Origin of the sequence: Pseudotamlana haliotis (genome assembly GCF_008806375.1) — a bacterium.
Classification (GTDB): Bacteria; Bacteroidota; Bacteroidia; order Flavobacteriales; family Flavobacteriaceae; genus Pseudotamlana; species Pseudotamlana haliotis.
The window spans coordinates 61,860-86,521 of sequence record NZ_WAAT01000004.1 but is presented as its reverse complement, the minus strand read 5'-3'; the positions used below and the strand labels follow the sequence as shown (position 1 = coordinate 86,521).

Genomic DNA, 24,662 nt, shown 5'->3' with positions numbered 1-24,662 from the left:
CTGTATAAAGCCTTATTACCCTATAAAAAGGCTTACAAATTTATGTTTTATTACATTTATTAAAAACTTAAAGCGCCTTTGTTATTTAATTTTTATAAAATTGATAGTGGATAGAATATAAATTGAATTTTATTCAACAAATACTTAGAATTGATTGTTTTTTTTAAACAATTCTATTGTAGTCTATCCTTAACGTATTCTACCTCAGTTTTACCATGAGCCTTAGCCTTTCCGTCAGGCCCTAAATTCACCATAACAATGTTAGAAATGGTAATAATGGTTTCTCTGGTCATTTTATTTCGAACCTCGCAACTTAAAGTTAATGAGGCGCTTCCAAATTTAACTGGTGTGATACCTATTTCAATGATGTCCCCTTGCCTTGCTGAGGCTTTAAAATCGATTTCACTAATGTATTTTGTAACCACTTTCTGGTTCTCTAATTGGATGATGGTATAAAGCGCCGCTTCTTCATCAATCCAATCTAATAATCGACCTCCAAATAAGGTGCCGTTGGCATTTAAGTCTTCAGGTTTAATCCATTTTCTCGTGTGAAAATTCATGAATAATTATTAAGTGTTAATTTTTATTTTTAATAGTTTTCTTCCCGTTTATACTTCTTCTCCCATGTCACAAAAAAGACTGTTTTTGCACAAAAAATTAAGACGAAAAGAGGCTTGTTTTTTTAAGTTCATAAAGGTAAGGAATTCTTCAATGTTAATAAACTCGTTGATAAGTATAAAGTTAATTTAATATCAACAACTCTAATAATCTCTACTTTTAAGTAAAATCTCCAAAAAATGAACACTAGACAATCCAATCTGACTAATATTCGACCTGAGATTTTAGGCGAAACAATTAAAGAAAACATGAGTCGCGATGAGCGTTTTCAAAATTTAGTTCTAAGACCAATCATCAAGCTTCAAAATGATTTACTTGTAGAAGTTTTTAAGAATTACATTAGAAAACACAAATCTGTTTTTCATGATTACACTTTAGAAAAGCGCATGTCTTACATAGAGAATGCGATTCAAAGGGATATGAAACTTAGAAATTCAATGAAAGGTATGATTATTGGCCAATTTACAGTTGAAGAATATCATACTTACATTGAAAATTCATCAGCACTAAACAAACGTATGATGAATTTGGTTAAAGAACGTTTATTGAGCCAGATTCAACTTTTTGAAAAACCAGAGCTACTAGAGGCGGTTTAATCAATAGTTGAAACACCATTTAAATCTGTAGTTAAAACGGCGCTCATATAATCAAAATATGGGCGTATGGTTTTAAATGAACGGGCAATTTCAGCTCTAAAATTAGGAGCTAAAACTTCAGAGTCTGTAAACTTTTTTACAAAAATAAATTGCTTTTTTCTTATTAAGTCAATAGATTTATGGTCTTTACTAAAGCCTTTAGGTGCTGTTTTAACCTGATCACCAACAAGTTCACCCCAATCAGATTGAAAGTTTTTATCTTCAATAATTTCACGAATTTCAGCATCATCTATTTCAAATTCTTTTCTAATTCTTAGTAAATCTTCTTTAGCGGGGTCCCAAAATCCAGCAGCAATAAAGCTTTCATTATTGGGCTGAATCTGGAGGTAATAACCACCTCTTAATCGTGGTTTAGTTCTATGAAAAGAACCTCCAAAATGGGTTTTATAGGGTAATTTGTTTTTTGAAAAGCGTACATCACGGTAAATTCTAAATATTTTAAGCCTGTCAATATCATCATGAATATTTAAATCTTCATAAATAGCCTGGTAAAAGGCTTTCACCTCTTTTTCAATGGCTTTAAATTCTGGTTTATGTTCATTAAACCATTCTCGATTATTATTTTTTTCTAATCTATTGAAGAATGTAAAAACAGACTTTGGTACTGTTAGGCTCATGGTATCATTTTTAATTAGTATCTAAAATACAAAAAGCCCTGAGTAACTCAGAGCTTTTCGTATTAGTTTTCACATTGAAAATTCAACATGATATTGTGTTAAGCAGGATTAATCTACCTCGTCAACAACGTCATCTACGGCATCGCCAACATCATCTGCAGCATCTTCAATAGCATCTCCCGTATCTTCAGCAGCTTCTTCAATTTTTTCTCCTGTACTTTTTTCTTCTCTACAACCTGTAAATACAGTAGATACTGTAAATAATAAGGCCAGTGCTAATATGGTTTTTTTCATAATTTTAAAGTTTGATTATTAAAATGTGTAATATTTGATCCTCTTCTTATTATGTTCAGAAAAGAACTTTTTTTATTCATTATTATTCGCTAACAATAAGTAATTAACGTTTTTATTTTTTCACTATACCTCTCAATAAAGAGATAACAAATAATATAATAAATATGTAGAAACATATTTTAGCAATACCTGCTGATGCTCCTGCAATTCCACCAAAGCCTAAAACTCCGGCTATTAAAGCAATAATAACAAATGTGATTGTCCAACGTAACATAATTTTTGATTTTTAAGTGTTAATAAATAACTGTATACTAAATAACTAAATAGCTATTTTTTTACATTTATAAAGTTAGTAAAATATATCTTACAGTCAGAAACAAACTTTACCTCATATATATTAATGTTGACTCATTTCCTCTTTGGCTTCTGTAAAATCAATTTAAACTACTAGCATTCAGTTGTTTAAAGTTTAATTTATTTTTTCAAACACCTAATATGTATCTTTGTAAGGTCTATTTTGCCTTAATATAAAACTTTATTACCACTTTTAAGAACTGAATATATTTGTACCATGCGATAAATGGTTTGAGTAAATATAAGTGATGTGAGAAGAATTAAATAAAGTCAATTTTATTTAAAATAAGCCCGGAAGCTGGGGCAATATAATTCATTTTAACCGTGCTATCTTGGAGTAAGCTCACTCGAATATCCTCTAACGTGAGTTTGCCCTTACCCAAATCAATTAAGGTTCCCATCATTAAACGGATTTGATTTCGCATAAAGCCCTTACCTCGAACTCGTAAAATATAAGATTGCTTTGGAAAATAATTGGCGGTATAAATGGTGTTTTCTACGATTTCACAGGTTAGAATCTCTCTATTATAAATCCCGTTATCAGTAGGTTTATAACAATATGATTTCACATAATGCTCCCCTTGAAAGAGTTTTGCCCCGGCTTTCATGAGTTCAATATCTAAATCATCCAAAATCGTTGTCATGATTGGCGCACAAAAAGGATGGCATTTTTCTCCAAATGTGAACAAATAAAGATATTCCTTGATTTTGGAATTATTGATGATGTTGAATTTCTCATCAACTTCACGTATACTTAAGGCACGAATATCTTGAGGAAGGTTGTAATTGAATAATTCTAAAAACGCCTCTTGGTCTTCAATAGGCTCATGAACAAAAAGCTCAAAAGCAGCACATTCCGCTGAAACCATGGCATCCGTACGTCCTGAACTTAAACTTTTAAACTTTTTACCTTCTAAAATATAATTTAAGGTTCTGTCTACCATCAAATGTAAAGTTTTCACATCTGGTTGTTTTTGCCATCCGTGAAAACGGTACCCTAAATATTGAATATTAAAAACGTAGAAATACTTTTTCAAACCGAAAAATTACTTATGTCTACCTTTTAGCTCCGCTTCAATATCTTTTAACGTAAAACCTTTAGCCTGAAGTAGCATCAAATAATGGAATAACAAATCGGCCGATTCATACAAAAACAATTCATCGTTATTATCCATAGCTTCAATCACGGTTTCAACGGCCTCCTCGCCTACTTTTTGAGCCACCTTATTGATGCCTTTTGAAAATAAGCTTGCCACATAAGATTTGTTAGTATCTTTATTAGCGACACGTTCAGCAATAACATCTTCTAGATTTGAAAAGAAACCATACGTTGAATTATTTTCTTCACCCCAACAGTTTCCAGTACCCTTATGACAAGTAGGCCCTGCAGGATGGACTTGTATTAGGAGGGAATCATTATCGCAATCATTTTTTATACTTACAAGGTTTAAAACATTTCCGCTTTCTTCGCCTTTAGTCCATAAACGTTGCTTACTTCTGCTAAAAAAAGTCACCTGTTTGGTGTCAACAGTTTTTTTATAAGCTTCTTCATTCATATAACCCAACATTAAAACTTTACTTGTTGTTGCGTCTTGAATAATGGCTGGTACTAAACCTTGTGCATCGTATTTAATTGTCATGATTCTTCTTTTTTATAGTACTGAAATAGCTTCAGTATATAAGATTCATTTATAAACGAACCTCAATATTATTTTGTTTTAATTCTTTCTTTAATTCTGGGATTGGGATTTCACCAAAATGAAAAACACTAGCGGCTAAAGCGGCATCAGATTTTCCTTCAACAAAAGTATCAATAAAATGCTGAACATTTCCAGCACCACCAGAAGCAATAATTGGGATGTTTAATAACTCTGATAGTTTTGCTAAAGCTTCGTTGGCAAAGCCGTTTTTAGTACCATCGTGGTTCATAGAAGTAAACAAAATTTCTCCGGCACCACGTTGTTCAACTTCTTGAGCCCATTCAAACAGGTCAATTTCAGTTGGAATACTGCCTCCTGCTAAATGCACTCTCCATTGGCCGTCAACTTGTTTCGCGTCTATAGCAACAACTACACACTGACTTCCAAATTTATTAGATAATTCGTTTACCAATTCTGGTCTTTTTACTGCTGAAGAATTTATAGACACCTTATCGGCACCACATTGTAATAGCGCATCGACGTGCTCAACAGATGAAATACCACCGCCTACTGTAAACGGAATATTGACTTGTTCGGCAACACGTAAAACCATATCTAGAGTGGTTCCTCTACCTTCTAAAGTTGCTGCAATATCTAAAAACACCAATTCATCAGCCCCATGTTCAGCATATTGTTTTGCTAATTCAACAGGGTCTCCTGCATCACGCAAATCGACGAAATTCACCCCTTTTACGGTGCGTCCGTTTTTAATATCTAAACAAGGTACAATTCGTTTTGTTAACATTTAATCTCTTTTTTTTGAGTTTCCATCGAAGTGGAAATCATTATCTGCTTTAATTAGATTTTTGCTTTCGCGGAAATAGAAACAACAATACTTCTAAACGTATCTTTCTAATTGATGTAAGCTAATTCTATTTTCGTAAATCGCTTTACCTATAATAACCCCTTCACAGCCTAAATCTCTCAGTTTCGGAATTTCACCAATTTCTGAAATGCCACCAGAAGCGATTAATTTGATAGACTGACCGGTACTACTGTTTGAGCATTCTGAAATAATTTGCTTATATAAATCAAACGACGGCCCTTCTAGCATACCATCTTTAGAAATATCGGTACAAATCACGTATTTAATGCTTTTTTTCTGATAGCCTTTAATAAACGGAAGTAATTCTTCTTCACTATCTTCCTGCCAGCCACTAATAGCTACTTTTCCGGCGTTAGAATCTGCCCCTAAAATTATTTTTTCACTGCCATATTTTGAAATCCACCCTTCAAAAGTTTCACGGTCTTTAACCGCAATACTACCACCAGTAATTTGTTTAGCTCCAGAATTAAAGGCAATATGTAAATCTTCATCAGATTTTAAACCACCGCCAAAATCAATTTTTAAGCGTGTTTTTGAAGCAATTTGCTCAAGCACCTTATAGTTAACAATGTGTTGCGCCTTAGCACCATCTAAATCTACTAAATGTAAATTCTCAATTCCTGAAGCTTCAAACATTTTAGCAACTTCAAGCGGATTTTCATTATATACTTTTTTGGTATCGTAATCACCTTTGGTTAAACGAACACATTTTCCGTCTATAATGTCTATGGCTGGGATTATTCTCATCTGTTGGTTGTTAGTTAATTGTTTCTGGTTATTAGTTAATAAATATTAGAAGTTAAATATAAAATATTAAAAGTTACTTTCGTTGTCGGTTGCGCTTTGCGGTGTTAATTGAAGCTACGGTTATTGCTAATAATTCCTTTCCTTCTTTTTGAAGTTTTAATACCTCTTCTTCATGTTCAGGTAAAACTTCTTGAAAAATTTCTAACCAATAAACACTTTCATCCACTTCCTCTTTAACAATTTTTAATTTGTTTATAAAATCAGCTGTAGATTTTGCTCGTTGTGCTGCACGATAATTGGCTCCTACAGAACTTGAGCTTCTAATTAACTGATTAACAAAAGCATTATATTCTCTAGATTTAGGCACTTTGAAACAAAAGGACCAACAATCTAATGCAAAACATTTTGTTCGTAGAATTAATTCGTTCTTCATTACAGCCTTCTAATATCTAACTTTTAAAATTTAATATTTATGAAGTTTTCTAAAATTTTTTGACCTTGAATTCCACTTTTTTCGGGGTGAAATTGAACCCCATAAAAATTATTATGTTGTAAAGCAGATGCGTAATTGAGGCCATAATCTGTTTTAGCTATGGTTTCCTTACAGTGCTCGGCATAATAACTGTGCACCAAATACATGTATTCGTTTTCTTTGATGCCTTTAAACAAATCAGATTTCAAATCTTTAATCACGTTCCACCCCATTTGAGGTACTTTCACATCATTTGAAAAACGCTTTACTTCGGTTTGAAAAACTCCTAATCCTTGAGTGTTACCTTCTTCACTAGATTTACAAAGCAATTGCATGCCTAAACAAATTCCTAAAACTGGTTGTTTTAAATTCGGAATTAAAGTATCTAACCCAGAGGTTTTCAACATTTTCATGGCTGAACTCGCTTCACCTACTCCAGGAAAAATTATTTTATCAGCCGCTTTAATGACTTCTGGGTCGTTAGACAACATAGCATCAACACCCAAACGTTTAAAAGCAAACTGTATGCTTTTAATATTTCCAGCACCGTAATTTATGATGACTACCGATGACGCCCCATCTAGCTTCCCCGAAGGGGAAGAACTCTCACTCATATCTTTATTTTTACTCATTATTTTTACTTTCTTATAATTTGTTTTTAGCAACAGTGTTCCCCTTTCTGGGGGTTAAGGAGGTCTACAACACCCCTTTCGTTGATGGTAAAAACATTTTATTTGAATCGCGTTTTACTGCCATTTTTATGGCCTTAGCAAAAGCTTTAAAGATACCTTCAATTTTGTGGTGCTCATTAACACCTTCGGCTCTAACATTTAGGTTACATTTAGCACCATCAGTAAATGATTTGAATAGGTGGAAAAACATTTCAGTTGGCATATCACCTATTTTTTCACGTTTAAATTCAGCATCCCATTCTAGCCAGTTTCTGCCACCAAAATCAACAGCGACTTGCGCTAAACAATCGTCCATAGGCAAACAGAATCCGTAACGCTCAATTCCAAGTTTGTTACCAAGGGCTTTATTGAATAATTCTCCAAGGGCAATCATAGTATCTTCAATAGTATGATGTTCGTCAACTTCTAAATCGCCACTAACTTTAATAGTTAAATCCATATTACCATGACGACCAATTTGATCTAACATGTGATCAAAAAAGGACAAACCGGTATCAATATCATTTTTTCCTGAACCGTCTAGATTTAGTTTGATGTAAATCTGCGTTTCGTTTGTGTTTCTTGTGATTTCAGCAACACGATCTTTTAATTTTAAAAACTCGTAGATTTCTTTCCAATCTGTGCTCGTTAAAGCAATACAATCGTTGATTTCTTGCTGCGAAGCTTCAGTTTCATCTGCTCCTAATTCAGGATTTTCTGAAAGGTAAATTCCTTGAGCTCCTAAGTTTTTAGCCAATTCCATATCAGTGATACGATCACCTAAAACATAGGAATTTTCTAAATCGTAATCCTCTGAAAAGTATTTTTGTAACAAACCTGTTTTTGGCTTACGCGTTTCGGCATTTTCATGCGGAAAGGTTTTATCGATATGAATATCACTAAAAACCACGCCTTCCTTTTCAAAAGCCGAAAGTACTTTGTTCTGTGCTGGCCAAAAGGTATCTTCAGGAAAAGAATCTGTACCTAAACCATCTTGATTGGTTACCATAACCAATTCATAATCCAATTCACTAGCAATTTTAGCCATGTATTGAAAAACCTTCGGATAAAACTCAAGTTTTTCTAAACTATCTAATTGGTAATCAACAGGTGGCTCTAGAACAAGCGTACCATCACGGTCTATAAATAATACTTTTTTCATTGGTTTGTTTTTATCTTTTGTTTACGTTTCGGTAAACACTTACTTTATGTTTTAGCTTACAATAAACAAGGTTATGAAAGCGCCTTTAAAGTCTCTATTAATTTTTTATTCTCCTCAGGTCTTCCAACGGTAAACCTAAGCGTGTTTTCACAACCCGGTTGGGTAGTTCTGTTACGAATTACGATACCTTTTTCTATAAGTTGATTATAGCGCTTTGTAGCATCATCAACCTTGGCTAAAATAAAATTAGCATCTGAAGAGTAGATTTCCGACACATAATCCACCGTTTTTAAAGCATCAACAAGCAAACTACGTTCTTTTAAAATACTTGCAATTTGCTTTGCCGTTAAATCTTTATTCTCAAGTTGAGCAATCGCTTTTTGCTGTGTTAACTCATTTACATTGTATGGGGGTTTCAATCGGTTTAAAATTGAAATAATAGCTTCAGAAGCATAACAAATACCTAAACGAATACCAGCCATACCATAGGCCTTTGACAAAGTTTGCGTGACAATCAAGTTAGGGAATTCAGCTAATCTACTCACCCAACTTTCTTCATTTGAAAAATCAATATAAGCTTCATCAATAACTACAATGCCTTTAAAATTATTGATTAATTTAGAAATAGATGCTGCTTCAAAACTGTTTCCCGTTGGGTTATTTGGCGAACACAAAAACAACAATTTACTATTTTCATTAGCTGTTTCTAAAATAGCATCCACTTTTGGCTGAAAATTGTCATCTAACTGAACCGCTTGTATGTCAATCGCATTAATATTTGCCAAAACACTGTACATCCCGTAAGTTGGTGGTAAAGTGATGACATTATCTTGATTTGGTTCACAAAATGCTCTGAAAATCAAATCTAAAACTTCATCGCTACCATTTCCTAAAAGAATATTTTTAGTATCAACATTTTTTATTTCAGAAAGCAAGGCTTTCACTGAACGTTGTTGCGGATCCGGATAACGATTTACGCCGTTTTCATACGGGTTTTCATTAGCATCCAAAAACACCATATCGTCACTATTACCCTGAAACTCATCTCTTGCCGATGAATAGGGTTTTAGTGCTTTTATGGTTTCGCGGGTTATATTATCTAAGTTAAAATCTGCAATCATGTTTATTCTATTCCTGTCTGCACAGGAATTTTTTATTTTAAATCTTTTAATCGAATGCTTACCGCGTTTTTATGCGCTTGCAAACCTTCTGCCTCAGCCATTAGTTCAATCGTTTCACCAATATTCAAAATCCCTTCTTTTGTGATTTTTTGAAACGTCATGCTCTTCATAAAACTATCTAGATTTACACCTGAATAAGCTTTTGAAAAACCGTTTGTCGGTAAGGTGTGATTGGTTCCCGAAGCATAATCTCCAGCACTTTCAGGGGTATAATCACCAATAAACACAGAACCTGCATTGCTGATGCCGTTGATGTATAAATCTTCGTTTTTTGAACAAATAATGAAGTGTTCCGGACCGTATTCATCAATCAACTCTAATCCTAATTCGTCATTTTCAATATAAATTAGTTTAGAATTAGCTATAGATTTTTCTGCTATCGCTTTACGCGGAAGTACAGCTAACTGAGATTCAACTTCCTTTGAAACATCATCAATTAAATCTTTTGAAGTAGATACCAAAATCACTTGACTGTCTGTACCATGTTCGGCCTGACTTAATAAATCGGAAGCAATATAGGAAGCATTCGCAGAATCATCGGCAACCACTAACAATTCACTTGGACCAGCAGGCATATCGATAGCCACTCCAAATTTCGTAGCCAATTGTTTAGCCACTGTTACGAATTGATTTCCTGGTCCGAATATTTTATAAACCTGCGGAATAGATTCCGTTCCAAAGGTCATACCAGCAATCGCTTGAATCCCTCCTACTTTTATGATTTTGGTGACGCCACAAAGTTGTGCTGCAAACAAAATTTCTGGAGCTAGTTTCCCTTCTTTATTTGGTGGCGAACATAAGACAATCTCTTTACAACCTGCAATTTGAGCAGGTACAGCAAGCATTAATACCGTTGAAAACAAAGGTGCGGTACCTCCAGGAATGTATAATCCTACTTTTTGAATTGGTCGTTTTTCTTGCCAACAAGCAACACCCTTAGTTGTTTCAACATCAATTCTGGATGTTTTTTGTGCTGCGTGAAAGCCTTCAATATTAGATTTTGCCAATTTTATGGCCTTCTGAAGATTTTCTGGAACTAATGCTATGGCTTCTTGAATCTCTTCTGAAGAAACGATATTTGATTCTAACGAAACCCCATCGAATTTTAAGGTGTATTTTTCAACAGCCTTTTCCTTATCTTCTGAAACTTCTTTAAAAATTTCATTGACGATACTCTCAATATCATTAACCGTTTGTGTTGGGCGTTTTAAAATTTCCTTCCAACTGTCACGATTGGGATTGTTTATGATTTGCATAATAAAACCTTTTTTCTATTTCCGCGAAAGCGAAAATCTCTTAAAACTAAATGGCTTCATGATTTGTAAAACATATCATGAGATTCCTACTTTCGTGGGAATTAAAAATTGTACTATTTATAACACCATTTTTTCAATAGGACAAACTAAAATACCTTGAGCTCCTTTTGCTTTAAGGTCATCAATAACACCCCAGAATTCATTTTTACTTATCACCGAGTGAATAGAACTCCATCCTTCCTCAGCTAAAGGTAAAACCGTTGGACTTTTCATCCCTGGTAATACATTAATAATCTCTTGGACTTTGTCGTTTGGTGCGTTTAATAACACATATTTAGAATCACGTCCTTTTAAAACCGATTTAATTCTAAACTGAATCGTATCTAAAATCGCTTGTTTTTCATCTGTTAATTTCGGAGAAACTGCTAACACCGCTTCCGAAGTTAAAATGGTTTCAACCTCCTTTAAATTGTTTTTAAACAAAGTACTGCCACTAGAAACGATATCGCAAATTGCATCAGCTAATCCAATATTTGGCGCGATTTCAACAGAACCATTAATAATGTGTAGGTTAGCGTTTACGCCATTTTTCTTTAAATACATTTCAACAGTATTCGGGTAAGAAGTCGCAATACGCTTACCTTCTAAATCCTTAATAGAACCGTATTCAGTGGTTTTTGGTACTGCAATACAAACGCGACAAGAAGAAAAACCTAATTTTTCAACAACGTTGATATCGTTTCCTTTTTCAATTAAAACATTTTCGCCAATAATAGCGGCATCTACAACACCATCTTTTAAATACTGTGGAATGTCTCCATTTCTAAGGTAAAAAACTTCTACAGGGAAATTTCTTGCTGAAGCTTTTAATTGGTCGATACCGTTATCGATAGAGATTCCGATGTCTTTTAAAATTCTCATCGAATCGTCATTTAATCGACCCGACTTTTGTACTGCAATTCTTAATTTACTCATTTTATTGGTTTTATGAGTTTGAAACAATCGTTTTGGTTGTGAAAAATAAAAACCCGCTTGATTGTCTCAAACGGGTTTAAAATATATGTTGATTTTAGTCAATACAATTTCATTTCGCTTGAGTGCAAATATGGAAATGATGATGTAAATGAATAAAAGTCATAATCTTTTTTATTTTCTGACACAAATATCAACAAATTATCTTTATAATTCTTCAAGATTTGTATGAAATATTAACAAAATATATAATTGGTATTTTTCTTTAATGAATATTAAAAATCATTTACCAAAACAGGATTTTGTTCAAACATTTTTCAAAATTATTGATTTCCTAAGATGATTGGCATACCGCTATCTCCTGAGCCTATAACAATAATTTTACTGTTTGATGATTCTGAAAGCTTAATAGTAGCTTCAATACCTTTGTCTTGAAGAATTTTATCGGTTAACGACTGACTTAAAATCGTGTTTGCTCTCGCTTTACCTTCTGCTTCAATAATTTGTTTTTCTGCTTCTTTTTGTGCCGTTACTAATCTAAATTCATATTCTAAAGACTCTTGCTCCTGCCCTAATTTACGTTCAATAGCATCTTTAATAGCAGTTGGTAAAGTCACGTCACGAACTAGTACTTCAACTAAATTCACATATTGGTCTGAAACAATTTTTTTAGTTTCGTCAAAAATCTCAGCTTGAATTGCATCTCTTTTTGAAGAGTAAATTTGCTCAGGCGTATAACGACCAACAACACTTCTAGTTGCCGAACGAATAGCTGGTTTTAAAACACGGTCTAAGTAACTAGCCCCTTTTTCTTGGTGTAATTTACCTAAATCTTTAAATTCTGGCATATACCAAGCTGTTGCTTCTAATTGAATATCTAGTCCGTTTGAAGATAGTACTTTCATACGTTCTGTTAATTCTTGCTGACGTACTTCATAAACATAAACTTTGTTCCAAGGCGCTACAATATGAAAGCCTTCTCCCATAGGAGCTTCATCAGTTACAACACCACCTCCAAACGTTTTGTATAATACGCCGGCCTGACCAGAATCTATGGTGACTGCCGATTTGGTGATGATTACAACCAGTACGACGATTGCAATAATAAAAGGTAATGCTACTTTAGGTAATTTGTCCATTCTATAATTATTTATTTAAATTAATCCGTTATATTTTCTTAAAAACCACTCTAAACCAAGGCTTGAGGCAATGATTGCCAAGAGGTATTTCCAATCTACCAAAGGTATGGTATTTTTAGTACTTTTCTGTATAGCTTGGTAGCGATTATCTGCTAATATTTCGTTAATTATGCCTTCTGAATTACCCATAAAATAAGGTGTTCCAGAGCTGTTAGTTGCCAATTGCTTCATCTTTGAAACATTAGCATTTAAAAATTGTTGTTCGACGTTATATTCTAAAATTTCAAAACTACCTGATTTTGAAATCTTTTCATTTGTCGCTTTTACGGTGAATTGATACTCGGCAGCTTCTAAACCACTTAAATCTACTTCAAAATGATTGTTTTTAAGTACTAAAGGGAAGGTTTTACTTAATTCAGATACCTTATTAGTCACTGTGATATGAAGGGTTTCACGAGCATCAAAGACATAGTTTTTATCAAAAAAATCGGCTTTAATAACCACATGATTATTACCCTCATAAAATGAATTATAATCAAGGTTTAAACGGCTTTTTTGTTTGTTTGAAGCTAAATACTGCACGAGTTTACCTAAGAAATCATCAAATTCTTGGAACGATTGGTTTTCTAAATAACTGTGTGCTCGCCATTTCCAAATGTTTTCTCCCAATAAAACAGCTTCTCGTCTGCCTTGGGTTTCAAAAGTCACCAATAACGGGTCGTCAGTTGAAACCTTATGTACGCTTTTATTTAAAAGCACATCTACTGGTTGTTTAAATTTAATACTTCCGTAATGCGATTGTAAAGGCGGAAAAGATTCAAAACCAATATCATCGATAATAAACGGATGGTAATTACTATTTAACACAGCCTGATAATCTTCACGCTGATTGGTGATGTCGTGATCGTAAACTTCTGAAGTATTATTAATGAAATTTAAGTTGGTTTTAGCTCCTATAACTGTAAAGTAGTTTCCATTTGAAGTTTTCAGTTTATTTAACAACAATTTAAACCTGTGGTTGGGCTGATACACTATAAACAACTGAAAATCATTAATTTTATCAATTATATTATCAGGTTTTAAAATAGATACAAAACGTTGTTCGTTACTTTCTATGCTCTTTTTTAGTGCGCCAAGGTCAGGATGTAAAAAATCACTAATAATAGCAATATTCGTCTTTTGGTCAACAACCTCTACAGCAAAATTTTTAATATTATTGACTCTATTTTTTTCATGAGAAAGCGGGATGATTTGAGCTTTATATTTACTCACTCCTACCGCGGTAGCTGGTAAAGTAAAATGAATGACCTTAGAGTTGTCTTCTTTTGAAAAAGTAACAGGTTTTGAAAATACAACACCATGTTGGTTAGAAATCTCAAATTTTGAATTCACCGTTTCTGAACCATTATAAACCACAATGGTTTCTACTGGAAACTTATTTTTTAAATATACGTAACGATTCACGTTTAATTGCTGAATCTTTAAATCGGTATAGCGAACAGTATGACCTAAAATAACAGGATAAATAGGCTGTTTATACAAATCATGTACAAACTGATAATCGTTGCCGTAAGTTTGATTTCCATCTGAAATTAAAATTGTTGGAGCCGTACTTTGCTTATAAACCTGTGATAGTTGTTTAAAAGCATGATAGATATTGGTTTGGCTCTCAGAGAAACTAAGAGAGTCTAATGCATTAAGTTTATCACCAAAGGTATAAACATCTAGATTAAATTTTTCTTGAAGCCCTGCATGGTTTTGAATAGTTTCAATAAAATTTTTAACTGCACCATCTTGTTTCAAATACTTTACGGATGTGGAGTTATCAACAGCCACTACTAAATTTGGTTTTTCTACATGCAGTGTGAGTTGCTCAAAACTCGGATTGATAATTAAAAGTAGTATAGAAAATATAATTATAAATCTTAAAAAAGAAAAAAACATGTACCATTTAGACATGTTTTTCCCTTTTCTAAAATACTGAAATAGCGCTAAGAGTAGCGCTAAAATTCCAGCAAGTATTATGTATAATATCGTTTCTGAACTCATTAAAAGAACAAGAAATTGAATTTTAAGTTAGCATACCACCATCAACATTTAATGTTTGTCCGGTAATATAAGCACTCATATCACTTCCTAAAAACACACAAACATTAGCAATATCTTCAGGGGTTCCGCCTCTTTTTAAAGGAATTCCAGCACGCCATCCTTCAACAACAGTGTCATCTAATTTGGCCGTCATTTCAGTTTCAATAAAACCAGGAGCAACAACGTTACTTCTAATGTTTCTTGAACCTAATTCTAAAGCAACCGATTTAGAAAAACCAATAATTCCAGCTTTAGAAGCTGCATAATTCGTTTGACCAGCATTTCCTTTTACACCTACCACCGAACTCATGTTAATGATGGAACCTTTACGTTGTTTTAACATGGTTCGTTGTACGGCTTTAGTCATATTGAAAACCGATTTCAAATTCACCTCAATAACGGTGTCAAAATCTTCTTCAGAAATACGCATTAATAAATTGTCTTTCGTGATACCGGCATTGTTTACTAAAATATCGATAGCTCCAAATTCGGCAACCACGTCTGCAGCTAACTTTTGAGCTTCCTCAAAACTTGCGGCATTACTTTTATATCCTTTTGCTTCAACACCTAAAGCAACTAATTCTTTTTCTAACGCATTTGCAGCATCGACAGATGAACTGTATGTAAACGCAACATTTGCACCTTGAGCAGCAAATACTTGGGCAATTCCTTTTCCAATACCACGACTTGCACCAGTTACAATGGCAGTTTTACCTTCTAATAGTTTCATTATGATTATTTTTTAATATCTCCCTATTTTAAAACAGAGGGATTGAGCTTATTTTAATAATACCAAATATAGCAAATACAAATGGCTTCAAATAAAAAAAACCTCGCAAATGTTTGCAAGGTTTTTTTGTATTTGGTTTATGTATTATCCTAAAACTTCAGCAATTTTCTTACCGATTTCAGCTGGAGAATCTACTACGTGAATACCACATTCTCTCATAATTGCTTTTTTAGCTTGTGCTGTATCATCACTACCACCTACAATCGCACCTGCGTGTCCCATTGTACGTCCTGCAGGAGCTGTTTCACCAGCAATAAAACCTACAACAGGTTTTTTACTTCCACTAGCCTTGTACCAGTTAGCAGCATCAGCCTCTAATTGTCCTCCAATTTCACCAATCATTACAACAGCTTCAGTTTCTGGGTCATTAATTAATAACTCAACAGCTTCTTTGGTTGTTGTTCCGATGATAGGGTCACCACCAATACCGATGGCTGTAGTAATTCCTAAACCTTGTTTTACAACTTGATCAGCTGCTTCGTAAGTTAATGTTCCTGATTTTGAAACAATACCAACTTTACCTTGTTTGAAAACAAAACCTGGCATAATACCAACTTTAGCTTCACCTGGAGTTATAACACCTGGACAGTTAGGACCAATTAAACGACAATCTTTATCTTTAATATAACTTGAAGCAGTAATCATATCTGCTACAGGAATACCTTCTGTAATAGTAATTATCACTTTAATTCCAGCATCAGCAGCTTCCATGATAGCATCGGCAGCAAATGCTGGCGGTACGAAAATAATAGTTGTGTCTGCTCCTACTTGTTCAACAGCTTCAGCTACTGTATTGAAAACAGGTTTGTCTAAATGTTTTTGCCCTCCTTTTCCTGGAGTAACACCACCAACAACGTTGGTTCCGTATTCAATCATTTGGCTAGCGTGGAAAGTACCTTCACTACCAGTGAACCCTTGAACAATAATTTTTGAATCTTTATTTACTAAAACACTCATAAGTGATAATTAATTGTTAATATATTTAAAAAACAAATGTAATTTTTTGAATTAACTTTTTATAGAAAATTACAGTTTTTTTGATTTCAAAATCTCTAAAATTTTTGGAATCTGACGTATGCCTGCTAATTCCTTGAGTTTAACCCTAACTTCTTCGGCAGGATAGCCAAAATAAACCTTCCCTCCTGGCAAAGATTTACTAATACCAGATTGCGCCTGAACTACAGCTTTTTTTCCAATGGTAATACCACTAGTGCAGCCCACTTGCCCCCAAATAGTCACTTCATCTTCAAGAACCACACAACCTGCAATACCAACTTGAGAAGCAATTAAACATTTTTTACCAATAACAGTATCGTGACCAATTTGAATTTGATTGTCTAATTTAGAACCTTCACCAATAGTTGTATCTCCAGTAACACCTCGATCAATAGTGCAGGCAGCACCTATATCAACGTTGTTTTCAATAACTACACGTCCGCCTGATTTTAACTGGTCATAGCCTTCTGGTCGATTTTTATAGTAAAAGGCATTAGCACCTAAAACTGTTCCTGAATGAATAGTTACATGATCACCAATTACGGCGTCATCATAAATACTCACATTGGAATGAATGACACAATGATTACCAACAACCACATTGTTTCCTATGAAACAATTGGGTTGAATCACTGTGTTTTTACCAATTTTGGCTGAATCTGAAATTGCCGAATTTGAAGCTTTAAAAGGCTTAAAATGTTCTGTAAGCTTATTAAAATCCCTAAACGGATCATCACTAACCAATAAAGCCTTGCCTTCAGGGCAATCAACTACTTTGTTAATTAAAACAATAGTAGCAGCAGACTCTAAAGCCTTATCATAATATTTAGGATGATCTACAAATACGATATCTCCTAGTTCTACGACATGAATTTCATTCATGCCCAAAACAGGAAAATCAGGATCACCTATAAATTCACATTGAATTAAATCTGCAATTTGATTTAAAGCGTATGGGTTTGGAAACTTCAACAGGCCCTATTCTTTAACACGTTCTTTGTAAGTTCCTTTTTCTGTTTCTACTTTAATTTTGTCTCCTTCATTAATAAAAAGAGGGACATTTACAGTAGCTCCAGTTTCAACAGTTGCTGGTTTTGTAGCATTGGTTGCCGTGTTTCCTTTAACACCTGGTTCAGTAGCAGTAATTTCTAGAACAACACTAGCAGGCATTTCAACAGAAAGCGGTGCATTATCTTCAGAATTAATAATTACAGTCACTACTTCTCCTTCCTTCATTAACTCAGGTCTATCTAAAACCGCTTCAACTAATTGAATTTGAGTGTAGTCTTCGGTATTCATAAAATGATAATATTCACCATCATTATATAAAAATTGAAATTTGTGGGTTTCAACACGAACATCTTCTAATTTATGTCCAGCTGAAAAAGTATTATCAACAACTTTTCCGTTGGTAACGCTTTTTAATTTTGTTCTAACGAAAGCAGGGCCTTTTCCAGGTTTTACGTGTAAAAACTCTACTACTTTATAAATATCATTATTATACCTAATGCATAATCCGTTTCTAATATCTGATGTTGTTGCCATGTATTTAATTTGATTTAAAATATCCTTTCATAATGCCTCGATGAGAATTCTTAATAAATTGAAGAATTTCATCACGCTCTGGAGTTGCCTCCATTTCTGCTTCTATAATTTCAGCAGCTTGGGTGTTGTTATAATTTTTCTGATAGAGAATTCTATAAATATCTTGAACTTCTCTAATTTTATCTGTTGTAAAACCTCTTCGTCTTAATCCAACTGAATTAATACCCACATAAGATAAAGGTTCACGTGCCGCTTTAACAAAAGGTGGCACATCTTTACGTACTAAAGACCCCCCTGTTACAAAGGCATGATTACCAATAGACACAAATTGATGAACGGCAGTCATACCTGCTAGTACCACATAATCACCAACATTAATATGCCCTGCTAAGGTGCTATTGTTTGAGAAGATACAATTGTTTCCTACCACACAATCATGGGCAATATGACAATAAGCCATAATTAAACAATTGTCTCCAATTACAGTTTTCATCTTATCAACGGTTCCCCTATTAATGGTCACACACTCTCTTATAGTTACATTGTCACCAATTTCTACGGTAGTGTCTTCATCATTATATTTTAGATCTTGAGGAACGGCTGAAATGACCGAGCCAGGAAATATATTACAGTTCTTTCCTATTCGAGCCCCTTCCATTATGGTCACATTGCTTCCAATCCAAGAACCCTCACCTATTATTACATTGTTGTGTATTGTTGCGAACGGTTCGATTACAACGTTTTTTGCAATTTTTGCACCTGGATGCACATATGCCAAAGGTTGATTCATAATTTTATTTTACTTTAGAAATTTGTGCCATTAATTCTGCTTCTGCACAAAGCTTACCATTAGCGTAAGCATAACCTTGCATATGGCAAATTCCACGACGTATTGGCGTAATTAACGAACATTTGAAGATTAAAGTGTCACCCGGAACCACCTTTTGCTTAAATTTAACATTATCCATCTTCATGAAAAAGGTTAAATAGTTCTCTGGGTCTGGTACTGTATTTAACACTAAAATACCTCCCGTTTGCGCCATGGCTTCACAAATTAAAACACCAGGCATCACAGGAGCTCCTGGAAAATGCCCTTTAAAGAACTCTTCATTCATAGTGACGTTTTTCATTGCCGTTACGTAACTATCTGTAAGTTCAAAAACTTTATCTATTAATAAAAATGGTTGCCTGTGTGGTAACATGGCCATAATTTGATTCACGTCCATTAAAGGCGCTGAATGCAAATCTATATTTGGTACATTGTTTCTACGTTCATTTTTAATAATTTTCGCTAATTTTTTAGCAAATTGTGTGTTTACAAAATGCCCAGGCTTATTAGCAATAACTTTACCTTTTATACGAGTACCCACCAAAGCTAAATCACCGAGTACATCTAATAATTTATGTCTAGCGGCCTCATTAGGGTGGTGTAAAGTAAGGTTGTCTAGAATACCGTTAGGTTTAATACTAATACTATCCTTTTTAAAAGCTACTTTAAGTTTTTCTAAAGTTTCAGGAGATAAAGCTTTATCAACATAAACAATAGCGTTGTTTAAGTCGCCTCCTTTTATTAGTCCATTCTCTAGGAGCATTTCAATTTCATGTAAGAAACTAAAGGTTCGGGAATTAGATATGTGTTCTTTAAAATCTGATATTCTATTTAAGGTGGCATTTTGAGTACCTAATACTTTTGTGCCAAAATCTACCATTGTGGTGATTTGGTATTCTGTTGCTGGCATGATTAGAATTTCACTACCAGTTTCTTCATCTGTATACGATACAATGTCTGTAATCTCAAACTCTTCTCTAAACGAATCTAGTTCAATAATACCTGCTTTTTCAACCGCTTCAACAAAAAACTTAGATGAACCATCCATAATTGGTGGTTCTGATGCGTCTAATTCAATAACCATGTTATCGATATCTAAACCTACTAAGGCAGCTAAAACGTGCTCTGAAGTTTGAATAACAACGCCATTTTTTTCTAAACAGGTACCACGTTGAGTGTTCGTTACATAATTCGCGTCAGCTTGAATTACAGGCTCTCCTTCTAAATCGACACGTTTAAATACAAATCCTGTATTTGCCTCTGCTGGTTTAAAAGTTAAGGTTACGTTTTTACCTGTATGTAACCCAACACCATTTAAAGACACACTGTCTTTAATTGTTTTTTGTTTGATTTCAGTATTAACTATTCCCATTTGTTTTTTCTAAATCGTTTATATTTTTAACTATTGTAGGCAAGTTTTTAAAATGGACATAGGCCTTGTTATAGTCACTTAATTTTATTGCAGGAGAGCCTTGTAATGTCTCATTATCCTTTATATTCCTTCCAATACCTGATTGTGCTTGTATTCTAACATTATTACCTATGGTAATGTGTCCGGCAATACCCACTTGTCCTCCAATTTGACAATGTTCACCAATTTTAGTTGACCCAGCAACACCTGTTTGGGCGGCTATAACCGTGTTTTCTCCAACTTCAACATTATGGGCTATTTGAATTTGATTATCAAGTTTCACGCCTTTTCTAATAATAGTGGATCCTAAAGTAGCTCTATCAATAGTAGTCGCTGCACCTACATCAACAAAGTCCTCAATAATAACGTTACCTATTTGAGGCACTTTATTATATCCACCCTCATCATTGGGAGCAAAACCAAAACCGTCGGCACCAATTATAGCACCTGAATTAATAACGCAATTTGCTCCAATGATACTTTCAGAATAAATTTTAGCTCCAGCAAAAACAATGGTATTGTCTCCAATAACAACATTGTCACCAATATAAACATTGGGGAAAATTTTCACATTGTCACCTAAAACAACATTATTTGCAATGTAGCTAAAGGCGCCTAGGTATAAATTATCACCATATGAAGCCGATTCAGAAACAAATGAAGGCTGCTCTACACCTACTTTATTAAGTTTTACAGAGTTATAATATTCTAAAATTTTTGAAAAAGCTAAATAAGCATCATCGACTTTAATCAGTGTCGTTTCAACTTCCTGCTCAGGAACAAAAGTTTTATTGACAATTGTAATAGAAGCTTTTGTATTGTATATATGTTGCTTGTACTTCGGATTTGCTAAAAACGTTAATGCCCCTTCAAAACCTTCTTCAATTTTAGAAAGTTTTGACACTTCGGCATTTGGGTTTCCATCAACATCTCCCTCTAGGATTTCTGCTATTTGTTGTGCTGTAAATTTCACACTATTAAGTTTGATGGTTTTTTTTTAATTGTGACAAAAATAGGAAAAAATGTGTTAAAGTTTGTCCTTCGGGTAACAGATATAATATTTAGTTACTGGTTTTGACAAAGCTTTAAGATTTAATTGGTCGGAAGCCTTTACAATATCCTGAATTTTCCCTGATTTATGCAAAATATTAATACGTTTATCCTTTATATGGTAAGCTTGATTAGAAATCTGGCCTGTAAACACAAAATAACGGGCTTCTTCACGAGAGATATTATAGCTATTCATTAAAGCCGTGGTACGTTTTTCAAGACTATCATTCTTGATACTTTTATTTCTCACCTTGATCTTTAGTAGATTCCTATTAATAATCATTTGACATAATTCACTCAACACAAAATCGCTATGTAATTGCCATTCCTTCATTGCGGAAATAACATCATAATCATCAAGCTGAGCGAAAACATCAAGTGTTTCTTCATTAAAATTATCTAAGGTGATTTTATTATTTAGAAAATACATCAAGGCTTTACTTGCACTTAAATACACCCCAGCGTCATGAAGCTCCTTAGCTCGTTGTAATACTCTAATAAGTAATTGCTCAGCCACCAAGCCTGTTTTATGCAGATAGACCTGCCAATACATTAAACGTCTAGCAATGATGAATTTTTCAACACTATAAATACCTTTTTCTTCAACTACGAGTTCATCCTCAACCACATTCAACATAGTAATCAATCGTTCACTATTGATGTTTCCTTCAGCGACTCCGGTATAAAAGCTATCACGCTTAAGATAATCAGCACGATCCATGTCTAGCTGACTTGAGATTAACTGAAACAGAAATTTCCGAGGGTATTCACCTTTAAAAATCTGAATCGCAAGCGTTAAACTTCCGTTAAATTCAATATTTAAACGTTCCATAAAAAGCAGGGAAATCTCTTCGTGAGACACATTATTTACAATACTATGTTCCATGGCATGAGAAAATGGCCCATGACCAATATCATGCAGTAAAATGGCTGCATATAAGCCTGTTTCTTCTTCTTCTGAAATGATAACCCCTTTAAAACGAAGCACATTAACTGCTTGTTGCATTAAATGCACACAACCAATGGCATGATGAAATCTTGTATGATGCGCGCCTGGATATACTAAATACGACATCCCCATTTGGGTTATTCGTCGTAAGCGTTGAAAATATTTATGCTGAATTAAATCGAAGATTAGCGAATTCGGAATGGTAATAAATCCGTAAATTGGGTCGTTTAATATTTTAAGTTTGTTCAAACTTTAACTTTTATAATTAAATATCTACAAATATAGCTATATGAATACAATAAAAATACTTTGGGTTGATGATGAAATAGATTTATTAAAACCTCATATTTTATTTTTAGAAAGTAAAAACTACAAAGTCACCAAATGTAAAAGCGGTACTGAGGCTATTGATATTTTAGATGAAGAAAATTTCGATATTGTTTTTTTAGATGAAAACATGCCGGGGTTAACAGGTTTAGAAACCCTCAATGAAATTAAAGAGAAAAAAGATAGTCTTCCTGTGGTTATGATTACCAAAAGTGAAGAAGAATATATTATGGAAGAGGCTATTGGAAACAAAATTGCTGATTATTTAATAAAGCCCGTAAATCCTAACCAAATCCTACTTTCATTAAAAAAGAATTTAGATCATTCTCGACTAATTTCAGAAAAAACCACTTCAAATTATCAACAGGAATTTAGAAAAATTGCTATGGATTTATCTATGGTAAATTCTTATGAGGAATGGTGTAATTTATATCAAAAACTCATCTATTGGGAAATTCAACTGGAAGAGATTGAAGACATTGGCATGTTTGAAATTTTAGAATCTCAAAAAAGCGAAGCCAATACACAGTTTGGTAAGTTTATTGAAAAAAGATACGAAAACTGGTTTCAGCCAAATACCGACGCTCCTATCATGTCGCATACGCTTTTCAAGGAAAGAATAATGCCTGAAATTAGCAAAGAGCAGCCTACAATTTTAATTGTGATTGACAATTTACGCTATGACCAATTCAAAGTTTTTGAGCCAATCATTAATAATTACTATAAAAAAGAAAAGGAAGAAGCTTTCTTCAGTATCTTACCTACAGCTACACAATATGCTAGAAATGCCATATTTTCTGGACTGATGCCAGCCGATATGGAAAAACTTTTTCCACAATATTGGAAAAACGATACCGATGAAGGCGGTAAAAATTTACATGAAGCCGATTTTTTAGAAGCTCAGTTAAAGCGTTTAGGTTTATCTCATTTAAATCATGAATATCACAAAATAACAAGTTTAAAATCGGGTAAAAAGCTAGCAGAAAACTTCAAATCATTAAAAAACAATGATTTATCTGTGGTTGTATATAATTTTGTTGATATGCTTTCGCATTCCAAAACAGAAATGGAAGTGATTAAAGAGCTAGCTTCAAATGATAAAGCTTACCGATCATTAACCTTAAGTTGGTTTAAAAATTCACCGTTGTTAGACATGATTCAACAAGCCCAGCATTTAGGGTTTAAACTTATTTTAACTACAGATCACGGTACCATTAATGTTAAAAACCCATCAAAGGTAATAGGTGATAGAGACACAAGCTTAAACCTACGCTATAAAACAGGTAGGAGTTTGACTTACGATAAAAAGGAAGTGCTTCTTGCTAAAAACCCTAAAGATTTACACTTGCCTACTATCAATATGAGTAGTTCGTTTATTTTCGCTAAAGGTGATTCCTTTTTTGCTTATCCAAATAATTACAATCATTATGTAAGTTATTTTAGAAACACCTTTCAGCATGGTGGTGTTTCTTTAGAAGAAATGATTATTCCTTTTGCTGTGTTTAATCCGAAATAGAAATCTCGATAGGTTTTGTTTACTAGGTTTTATATCATCTTATTGCTAATTTTGTTTTATTAAATCAAATCAAATTGGAAATCACATACGAACTAAAAGATATTGAGAAGGTAGCTCAGCAAATCATTGAAAATTCAAAAACAAAAACTTTACTTTTCTATGGCGACATGGGGGTTGGAAAAACAACGCTAATCAAGGAAATTGTCCAAAGTTTAGGAAGTGAAGATGAAGTGAGTAGCCCTACCTTTTCAATTGTAAATGAATACAGTCTAACTGAAGGTAAACTCTATCATTTTGATTTGTACCGATTAAAAAGCACAGAGGAAGCTTATGATTTAGGTATTGAAGATTATTTAGATTCTGACCATTGGAAACTCATTGAGTGGCCCGAAAAAGTAGAGGCTGATTTGTTTGATGACTTTGATGAAGTTCATATTACTATAGCAGATAATAACAAGCGTTTGTTACAGTTAAATCAAAAATATTAATTTGCAAA

27 protein-coding genes are annotated in these 24,662 nt (G+C 33.6%); 3 read left to right on the top strand and 24 right to left on the bottom strand.

The window, feature by feature from the left end; all coding sequences use genetic code 11:
- Positions 1 to 173 precede the first annotated feature (173 nt).
- A complete protein-coding gene (locus F6U93_RS00890) occupies positions 174 to 560 on the bottom strand; it encodes an acyl-CoA thioesterase (protein ID WP_150935928.1) in 387 nt (128 codons plus the stop codon).
- A gap of 237 nt (positions 561 to 797) precedes the next feature.
- Here F6U93_RS00890 and F6U93_RS00885 point away from each other — a divergent pair, with 237 nt between their 5' ends.
- A complete protein-coding gene (locus F6U93_RS00885) occupies positions 798 to 1,214 on the top strand; it encodes a glyoxalase (RefSeq protein WP_150935926.1) in 417 nt (138 codons plus the stop codon).
- Here the strand turns inward: F6U93_RS00885 and F6U93_RS00880 are convergent.
- The 23 genes from F6U93_RS00880 to F6U93_RS00770 all read right to left on the bottom strand — a co-directional run bounded on the left by F6U93_RS00880 (position 1,211) and on the right by F6U93_RS00770 (position 22,572).
- Positions 1,211 to 1,891 carry a DUF2461 domain-containing protein gene (locus F6U93_RS00880; protein WP_150935924.1) on the bottom strand — a complete coding sequence of 227 codons (681 nt, stop codon included), beginning with the start codon at positions 1,889 to 1,891 and terminating at the stop codon, positions 1,211 to 1,213. The genes F6U93_RS00885 and F6U93_RS00880 overlap by 4 nt on opposite strands.
- A gap of 108 nt (positions 1,892 to 1,999) precedes the next feature.
- The gene (locus F6U93_RS00875) at positions 2,000 to 2,185 is read right to left on the bottom strand and encodes a hypothetical protein (RefSeq protein WP_150935922.1); all 186 of its coding nucleotides are present in this window, start codon (positions 2,183 to 2,185) and stop codon (positions 2,000 to 2,002) included.
- A 112-nt stretch (positions 2,186 to 2,297) separates the two neighbouring features.
- Positions 2,298 to 2,459 (bottom strand): DUF1328 domain-containing protein, encoded by a 162-nt coding sequence (locus F6U93_RS00870; protein WP_150935920.1) that lies wholly within the window; start codon positions 2,457 to 2,459, stop codon positions 2,298 to 2,300.
- Between the two features lie 340 nt (positions 2,460 to 2,799).
- Positions 2,800 to 3,576, bottom strand: coding sequence for a tRNA pseudouridine synthase A (locus F6U93_RS00865; RefSeq protein ID WP_150935918.1), 777 nt, complete (start codon positions 3,574 to 3,576; stop codon positions 2,800 to 2,802).
- A 9-nt stretch (positions 3,577 to 3,585) separates the two neighbouring features.
- Positions 3,586 to 4,179, bottom strand: a complete 594-nt coding sequence (hisIE, locus tag F6U93_RS00860) for a bifunctional phosphoribosyl-AMP cyclohydrolase/phosphoribosyl-ATP diphosphatase HisIE (protein WP_150935916.1) — start codon at positions 4,177 to 4,179, stop codon at positions 3,586 to 3,588.
- A gap of 49 nt (positions 4,180 to 4,228) precedes the next feature.
- Entirely contained in the window at positions 4,229 to 4,984 is a 756-nt protein-coding gene (gene hisF, locus F6U93_RS00855) for an imidazole glycerol phosphate synthase subunit HisF (RefSeq protein WP_150935914.1), read from the bottom strand.
- A 93-nt stretch (positions 4,985 to 5,077) separates the two neighbouring features.
- On the bottom strand, positions 5,078 to 5,812 hold the full coding sequence (gene hisA / locus F6U93_RS00850) for a 1-(5-phosphoribosyl)-5-[(5-phosphoribosylamino)methylideneamino]imidazole-4-carboxamide isomerase (protein WP_150935912.1): 735 nt from the start codon (positions 5,810 to 5,812) through the stop codon (positions 5,078 to 5,080).
- Between the two features lie 73 nt (positions 5,813 to 5,885).
- Positions 5,886 to 6,245 carry a four helix bundle protein gene (locus tag F6U93_RS00845; RefSeq protein WP_150935910.1) on the bottom strand — a complete coding sequence of 120 codons (360 nt, stop codon included), beginning with the start codon at positions 6,243 to 6,245 and terminating at the stop codon, positions 5,886 to 5,888.
- Positions 6,246 to 6,268: 23 nt separating this feature from the next.
- Positions 6,269 to 6,898, bottom strand: coding sequence for an imidazole glycerol phosphate synthase subunit HisH (gene hisH / locus F6U93_RS00840; RefSeq protein WP_150936151.1), 630 nt, complete (start codon positions 6,896 to 6,898; stop codon positions 6,269 to 6,271).
- Between the two features lie 82 nt (positions 6,899 to 6,980).
- The gene (hisB, locus tag F6U93_RS00835; protein ID WP_150935907.1) at positions 6,981 to 8,117 is read right to left on the bottom strand and encodes a bifunctional histidinol-phosphatase/imidazoleglycerol-phosphate dehydratase HisB; all 1,137 of its coding nucleotides are present in this window, start codon (positions 8,115 to 8,117) and stop codon (positions 6,981 to 6,983) included.
- A 71-nt stretch (positions 8,118 to 8,188) separates the two neighbouring features.
- A complete protein-coding gene (gene hisC, locus F6U93_RS00830; RefSeq protein WP_150935905.1) occupies positions 8,189 to 9,238 on the bottom strand; it encodes a histidinol-phosphate transaminase in 1,050 nt (349 codons plus the stop codon).
- A gap of 32 nt (positions 9,239 to 9,270) precedes the next feature.
- Positions 9,271 to 10,554 (bottom strand): histidinol dehydrogenase, encoded by a 1,284-nt coding sequence (gene hisD, locus F6U93_RS00825; protein WP_150935903.1) that lies wholly within the window; start codon positions 10,552 to 10,554, stop codon positions 9,271 to 9,273.
- Between the two features lie 117 nt (positions 10,555 to 10,671).
- Complete coding sequence (gene hisG, locus F6U93_RS00820; protein WP_150935901.1) at positions 10,672 to 11,529, bottom strand: ATP phosphoribosyltransferase; 858 nt, start codon at positions 11,527 to 11,529, stop codon at positions 10,672 to 10,674.
- 320 nt (positions 11,530 to 11,849) lie between these two features.
- Positions 11,850 to 12,665 carry a prohibitin family protein gene (locus F6U93_RS00815; RefSeq protein ID WP_150935899.1) on the bottom strand — a complete coding sequence of 272 codons (816 nt, stop codon included), beginning with the start codon at positions 12,663 to 12,665 and terminating at the stop codon, positions 11,850 to 11,852.
- Between the two features lie 15 nt (positions 12,666 to 12,680).
- On the bottom strand, positions 12,681 to 14,714 hold the full coding sequence (locus tag F6U93_RS00810; RefSeq protein ID WP_150935896.1) for a VWA domain-containing protein: 2,034 nt from the start codon (positions 14,712 to 14,714) through the stop codon (positions 12,681 to 12,683).
- A gap of 22 nt (positions 14,715 to 14,736) precedes the next feature.
- On the bottom strand, positions 14,737 to 15,483 hold the full coding sequence (gene fabG / locus F6U93_RS00805; protein WP_150935894.1) for a 3-oxoacyl-[acyl-carrier-protein] reductase: 747 nt from the start codon (positions 15,481 to 15,483) through the stop codon (positions 14,737 to 14,739).
- A 144-nt stretch (positions 15,484 to 15,627) separates the two neighbouring features.
- Positions 15,628 to 16,500: a succinate--CoA ligase subunit alpha gene (gene sucD, locus F6U93_RS00800; protein WP_150935892.1), complete on the bottom strand. Its 873-nt coding sequence runs from the start codon at positions 16,498 to 16,500 to the stop codon at positions 15,628 to 15,630.
- 69 nt (positions 16,501 to 16,569) lie between these two features.
- A complete protein-coding gene (locus F6U93_RS00795; RefSeq protein ID WP_150935890.1) occupies positions 16,570 to 17,511 on the bottom strand; it encodes a UDP-3-O-(3-hydroxymyristoyl)glucosamine N-acyltransferase in 942 nt (313 codons plus the stop codon).
- Between the two features lie 6 nt (positions 17,512 to 17,517).
- The gene (efp, locus tag F6U93_RS00790; protein WP_150935888.1) at positions 17,518 to 18,084 is read right to left on the bottom strand and encodes an elongation factor P; all 567 of its coding nucleotides are present in this window, start codon (positions 18,082 to 18,084) and stop codon (positions 17,518 to 17,520) included.
- A 4-nt stretch (positions 18,085 to 18,088) separates the two neighbouring features.
- Positions 18,089 to 18,874 carry an acyl-ACP--UDP-N-acetylglucosamine O-acyltransferase gene (lpxA, locus tag F6U93_RS00785; protein ID WP_150935885.1) on the bottom strand — a complete coding sequence of 262 codons (786 nt, stop codon included), beginning with the start codon at positions 18,872 to 18,874 and terminating at the stop codon, positions 18,089 to 18,091.
- Positions 18,875 to 18,878: 4 nt separating this feature from the next.
- The gene (locus F6U93_RS00780; protein WP_150935883.1) at positions 18,879 to 20,285 is read right to left on the bottom strand and encodes a bifunctional UDP-3-O-[3-hydroxymyristoyl] N-acetylglucosamine deacetylase/3-hydroxyacyl-ACP dehydratase; all 1,407 of its coding nucleotides are present in this window, start codon (positions 20,283 to 20,285) and stop codon (positions 18,879 to 18,881) included.
- Positions 20,272 to 21,297: a UDP-3-O-(3-hydroxymyristoyl)glucosamine N-acyltransferase gene (gene lpxD / locus F6U93_RS00775; protein ID WP_150935882.1), complete on the bottom strand. Its 1,026-nt coding sequence runs from the start codon at positions 21,295 to 21,297 to the stop codon at positions 20,272 to 20,274. The genes F6U93_RS00780 and lpxD overlap by 14 nt, the downstream gene beginning before the upstream one ends.
- A gap of 54 nt (positions 21,298 to 21,351) precedes the next feature.
- Positions 21,352 to 22,572 carry an HD domain-containing protein gene (locus F6U93_RS00770; RefSeq protein ID WP_150935879.1) on the bottom strand — a complete coding sequence of 407 codons (1,221 nt, stop codon included), beginning with the start codon at positions 22,570 to 22,572 and terminating at the stop codon, positions 21,352 to 21,354.
- Positions 22,573 to 22,612: 40 nt separating this feature from the next.
- Between F6U93_RS00770 and porX the strand changes: the two genes are divergently transcribed.
- Both porX and tsaE read left to right on the top strand, forming a co-directional pair.
- The gene (porX, locus tag F6U93_RS00765; protein WP_150935877.1) at positions 22,613 to 24,166 is read left to right on the top strand and encodes a T9SS response regulator signal transducer PorX; all 1,554 of its coding nucleotides are present in this window, start codon (positions 22,613 to 22,615) and stop codon (positions 24,164 to 24,166) included.
- Positions 24,167 to 24,240: 74 nt separating this feature from the next.
- Positions 24,241 to 24,654, top strand: a complete 414-nt coding sequence (tsaE, locus tag F6U93_RS00760; protein ID WP_150935875.1) for a tRNA (adenosine(37)-N6)-threonylcarbamoyltransferase complex ATPase subunit type 1 TsaE — start codon at positions 24,241 to 24,243, stop codon at positions 24,652 to 24,654.
- The last annotated feature ends 8 nt before the right edge of the window (positions 24,655 to 24,662 follow it).

Coding starts and splice junctions, on each gene's coding strand:
- F6U93_RS00890 (WP_150935928.1), bottom strand. CDS start 560: ATGAATTTTCACACGAGAAAATGGATTAAACCTGAAGACTTAAATGCC.
- F6U93_RS00885 (WP_150935926.1), top strand. CDS start 798: ATGAACACTAGACAATCCAATCTGACTAATATTCGACCTGAGATTTTA.
- F6U93_RS00880 (WP_150935924.1), bottom strand. CDS start 1,891: ATGAGCCTAACAGTACCAAAGTCTGTTTTTACATTCTTCAATAGATTA.
- F6U93_RS00875 (WP_150935922.1), bottom strand. CDS start 2,185: ATGAAAAAAACCATATTAGCACTGGCCTTATTATTTACAGTATCTACT.
- F6U93_RS00870 (WP_150935920.1), bottom strand. CDS start 2,459: ATGTTACGTTGGACAATCACATTTGTTATTATTGCTTTAATAGCCGGA.
- hisIE (WP_150935916.1), bottom strand. CDS start 4,179: ATGACAATTAAATACGATGCACAAGGTTTAGTACCAGCCATTATTCAA.
- hisF (WP_150935914.1), bottom strand. CDS start 4,984: ATGTTAACAAAACGAATTGTACCTTGTTTAGATATTAAAAACGGACGC.
- hisA (WP_150935912.1), bottom strand. CDS start 5,812: ATGAGAATAATCCCAGCCATAGACATTATAGACGGAAAATGTGTTCGT.
- F6U93_RS00845 (WP_150935910.1), bottom strand. CDS start 6,245: ATGAAGAACGAATTAATTCTACGAACAAAATGTTTTGCATTAGATTGT.
- hisH (WP_150936151.1), bottom strand. CDS start 6,898: ATGAGTGAGAGTTCTTCCCCTTCGGGGAAGCTAGATGGGGCGTCATCG.
- hisB (WP_150935907.1), bottom strand. CDS start 8,117: ATGAAAAAAGTATTATTTATAGACCGTGATGGTACGCTTGTTCTAGAG.
- hisC (WP_150935905.1), bottom strand. CDS start 9,238: ATGATTGCAGATTTTAACTTAGATAATATAACCCGCGAAACCATAAAA.
- hisD (WP_150935903.1), bottom strand. CDS start 10,554: ATGCAAATCATAAACAATCCCAATCGTGACAGTTGGAAGGAAATTTTA.
- hisG (WP_150935901.1), bottom strand. CDS start 11,529: ATGAGTAAATTAAGAATTGCAGTACAAAAGTCGGGTCGATTAAATGAC.
- F6U93_RS00815 (WP_150935899.1), bottom strand. CDS start 12,665: ATGGACAAATTACCTAAAGTAGCATTACCTTTTATTATTGCAATCGTC.
- F6U93_RS00810 (WP_150935896.1), bottom strand. CDS start 14,714: ATGAGTTCAGAAACGATATTATACATAATACTTGCTGGAATTTTAGCG.
- fabG (WP_150935894.1), bottom strand. CDS start 15,483: ATGAAACTATTAGAAGGTAAAACTGCCATTGTAACTGGTGCAAGTCGT.
- sucD (WP_150935892.1), bottom strand. CDS start 16,500: ATGAGTGTTTTAGTAAATAAAGATTCAAAAATTATTGTTCAAGGGTTC.
- efp (WP_150935888.1), bottom strand. CDS start 18,084: ATGGCAACAACATCAGATATTAGAAACGGATTATGCATTAGGTATAAT.
- lpxA (WP_150935885.1), bottom strand. CDS start 18,874: ATGAATCAACCTTTGGCATATGTGCATCCAGGTGCAAAAATTGCAAAA.
- F6U93_RS00780 (WP_150935883.1), bottom strand. CDS start 20,285: ATGGGAATAGTTAATACTGAAATCAAACAAAAAACAATTAAAGACAGT.
- porX (WP_150935877.1), top strand. CDS start 22,613: ATGAATACAATAAAAATACTTTGGGTTGATGATGAAATAGATTTATTA.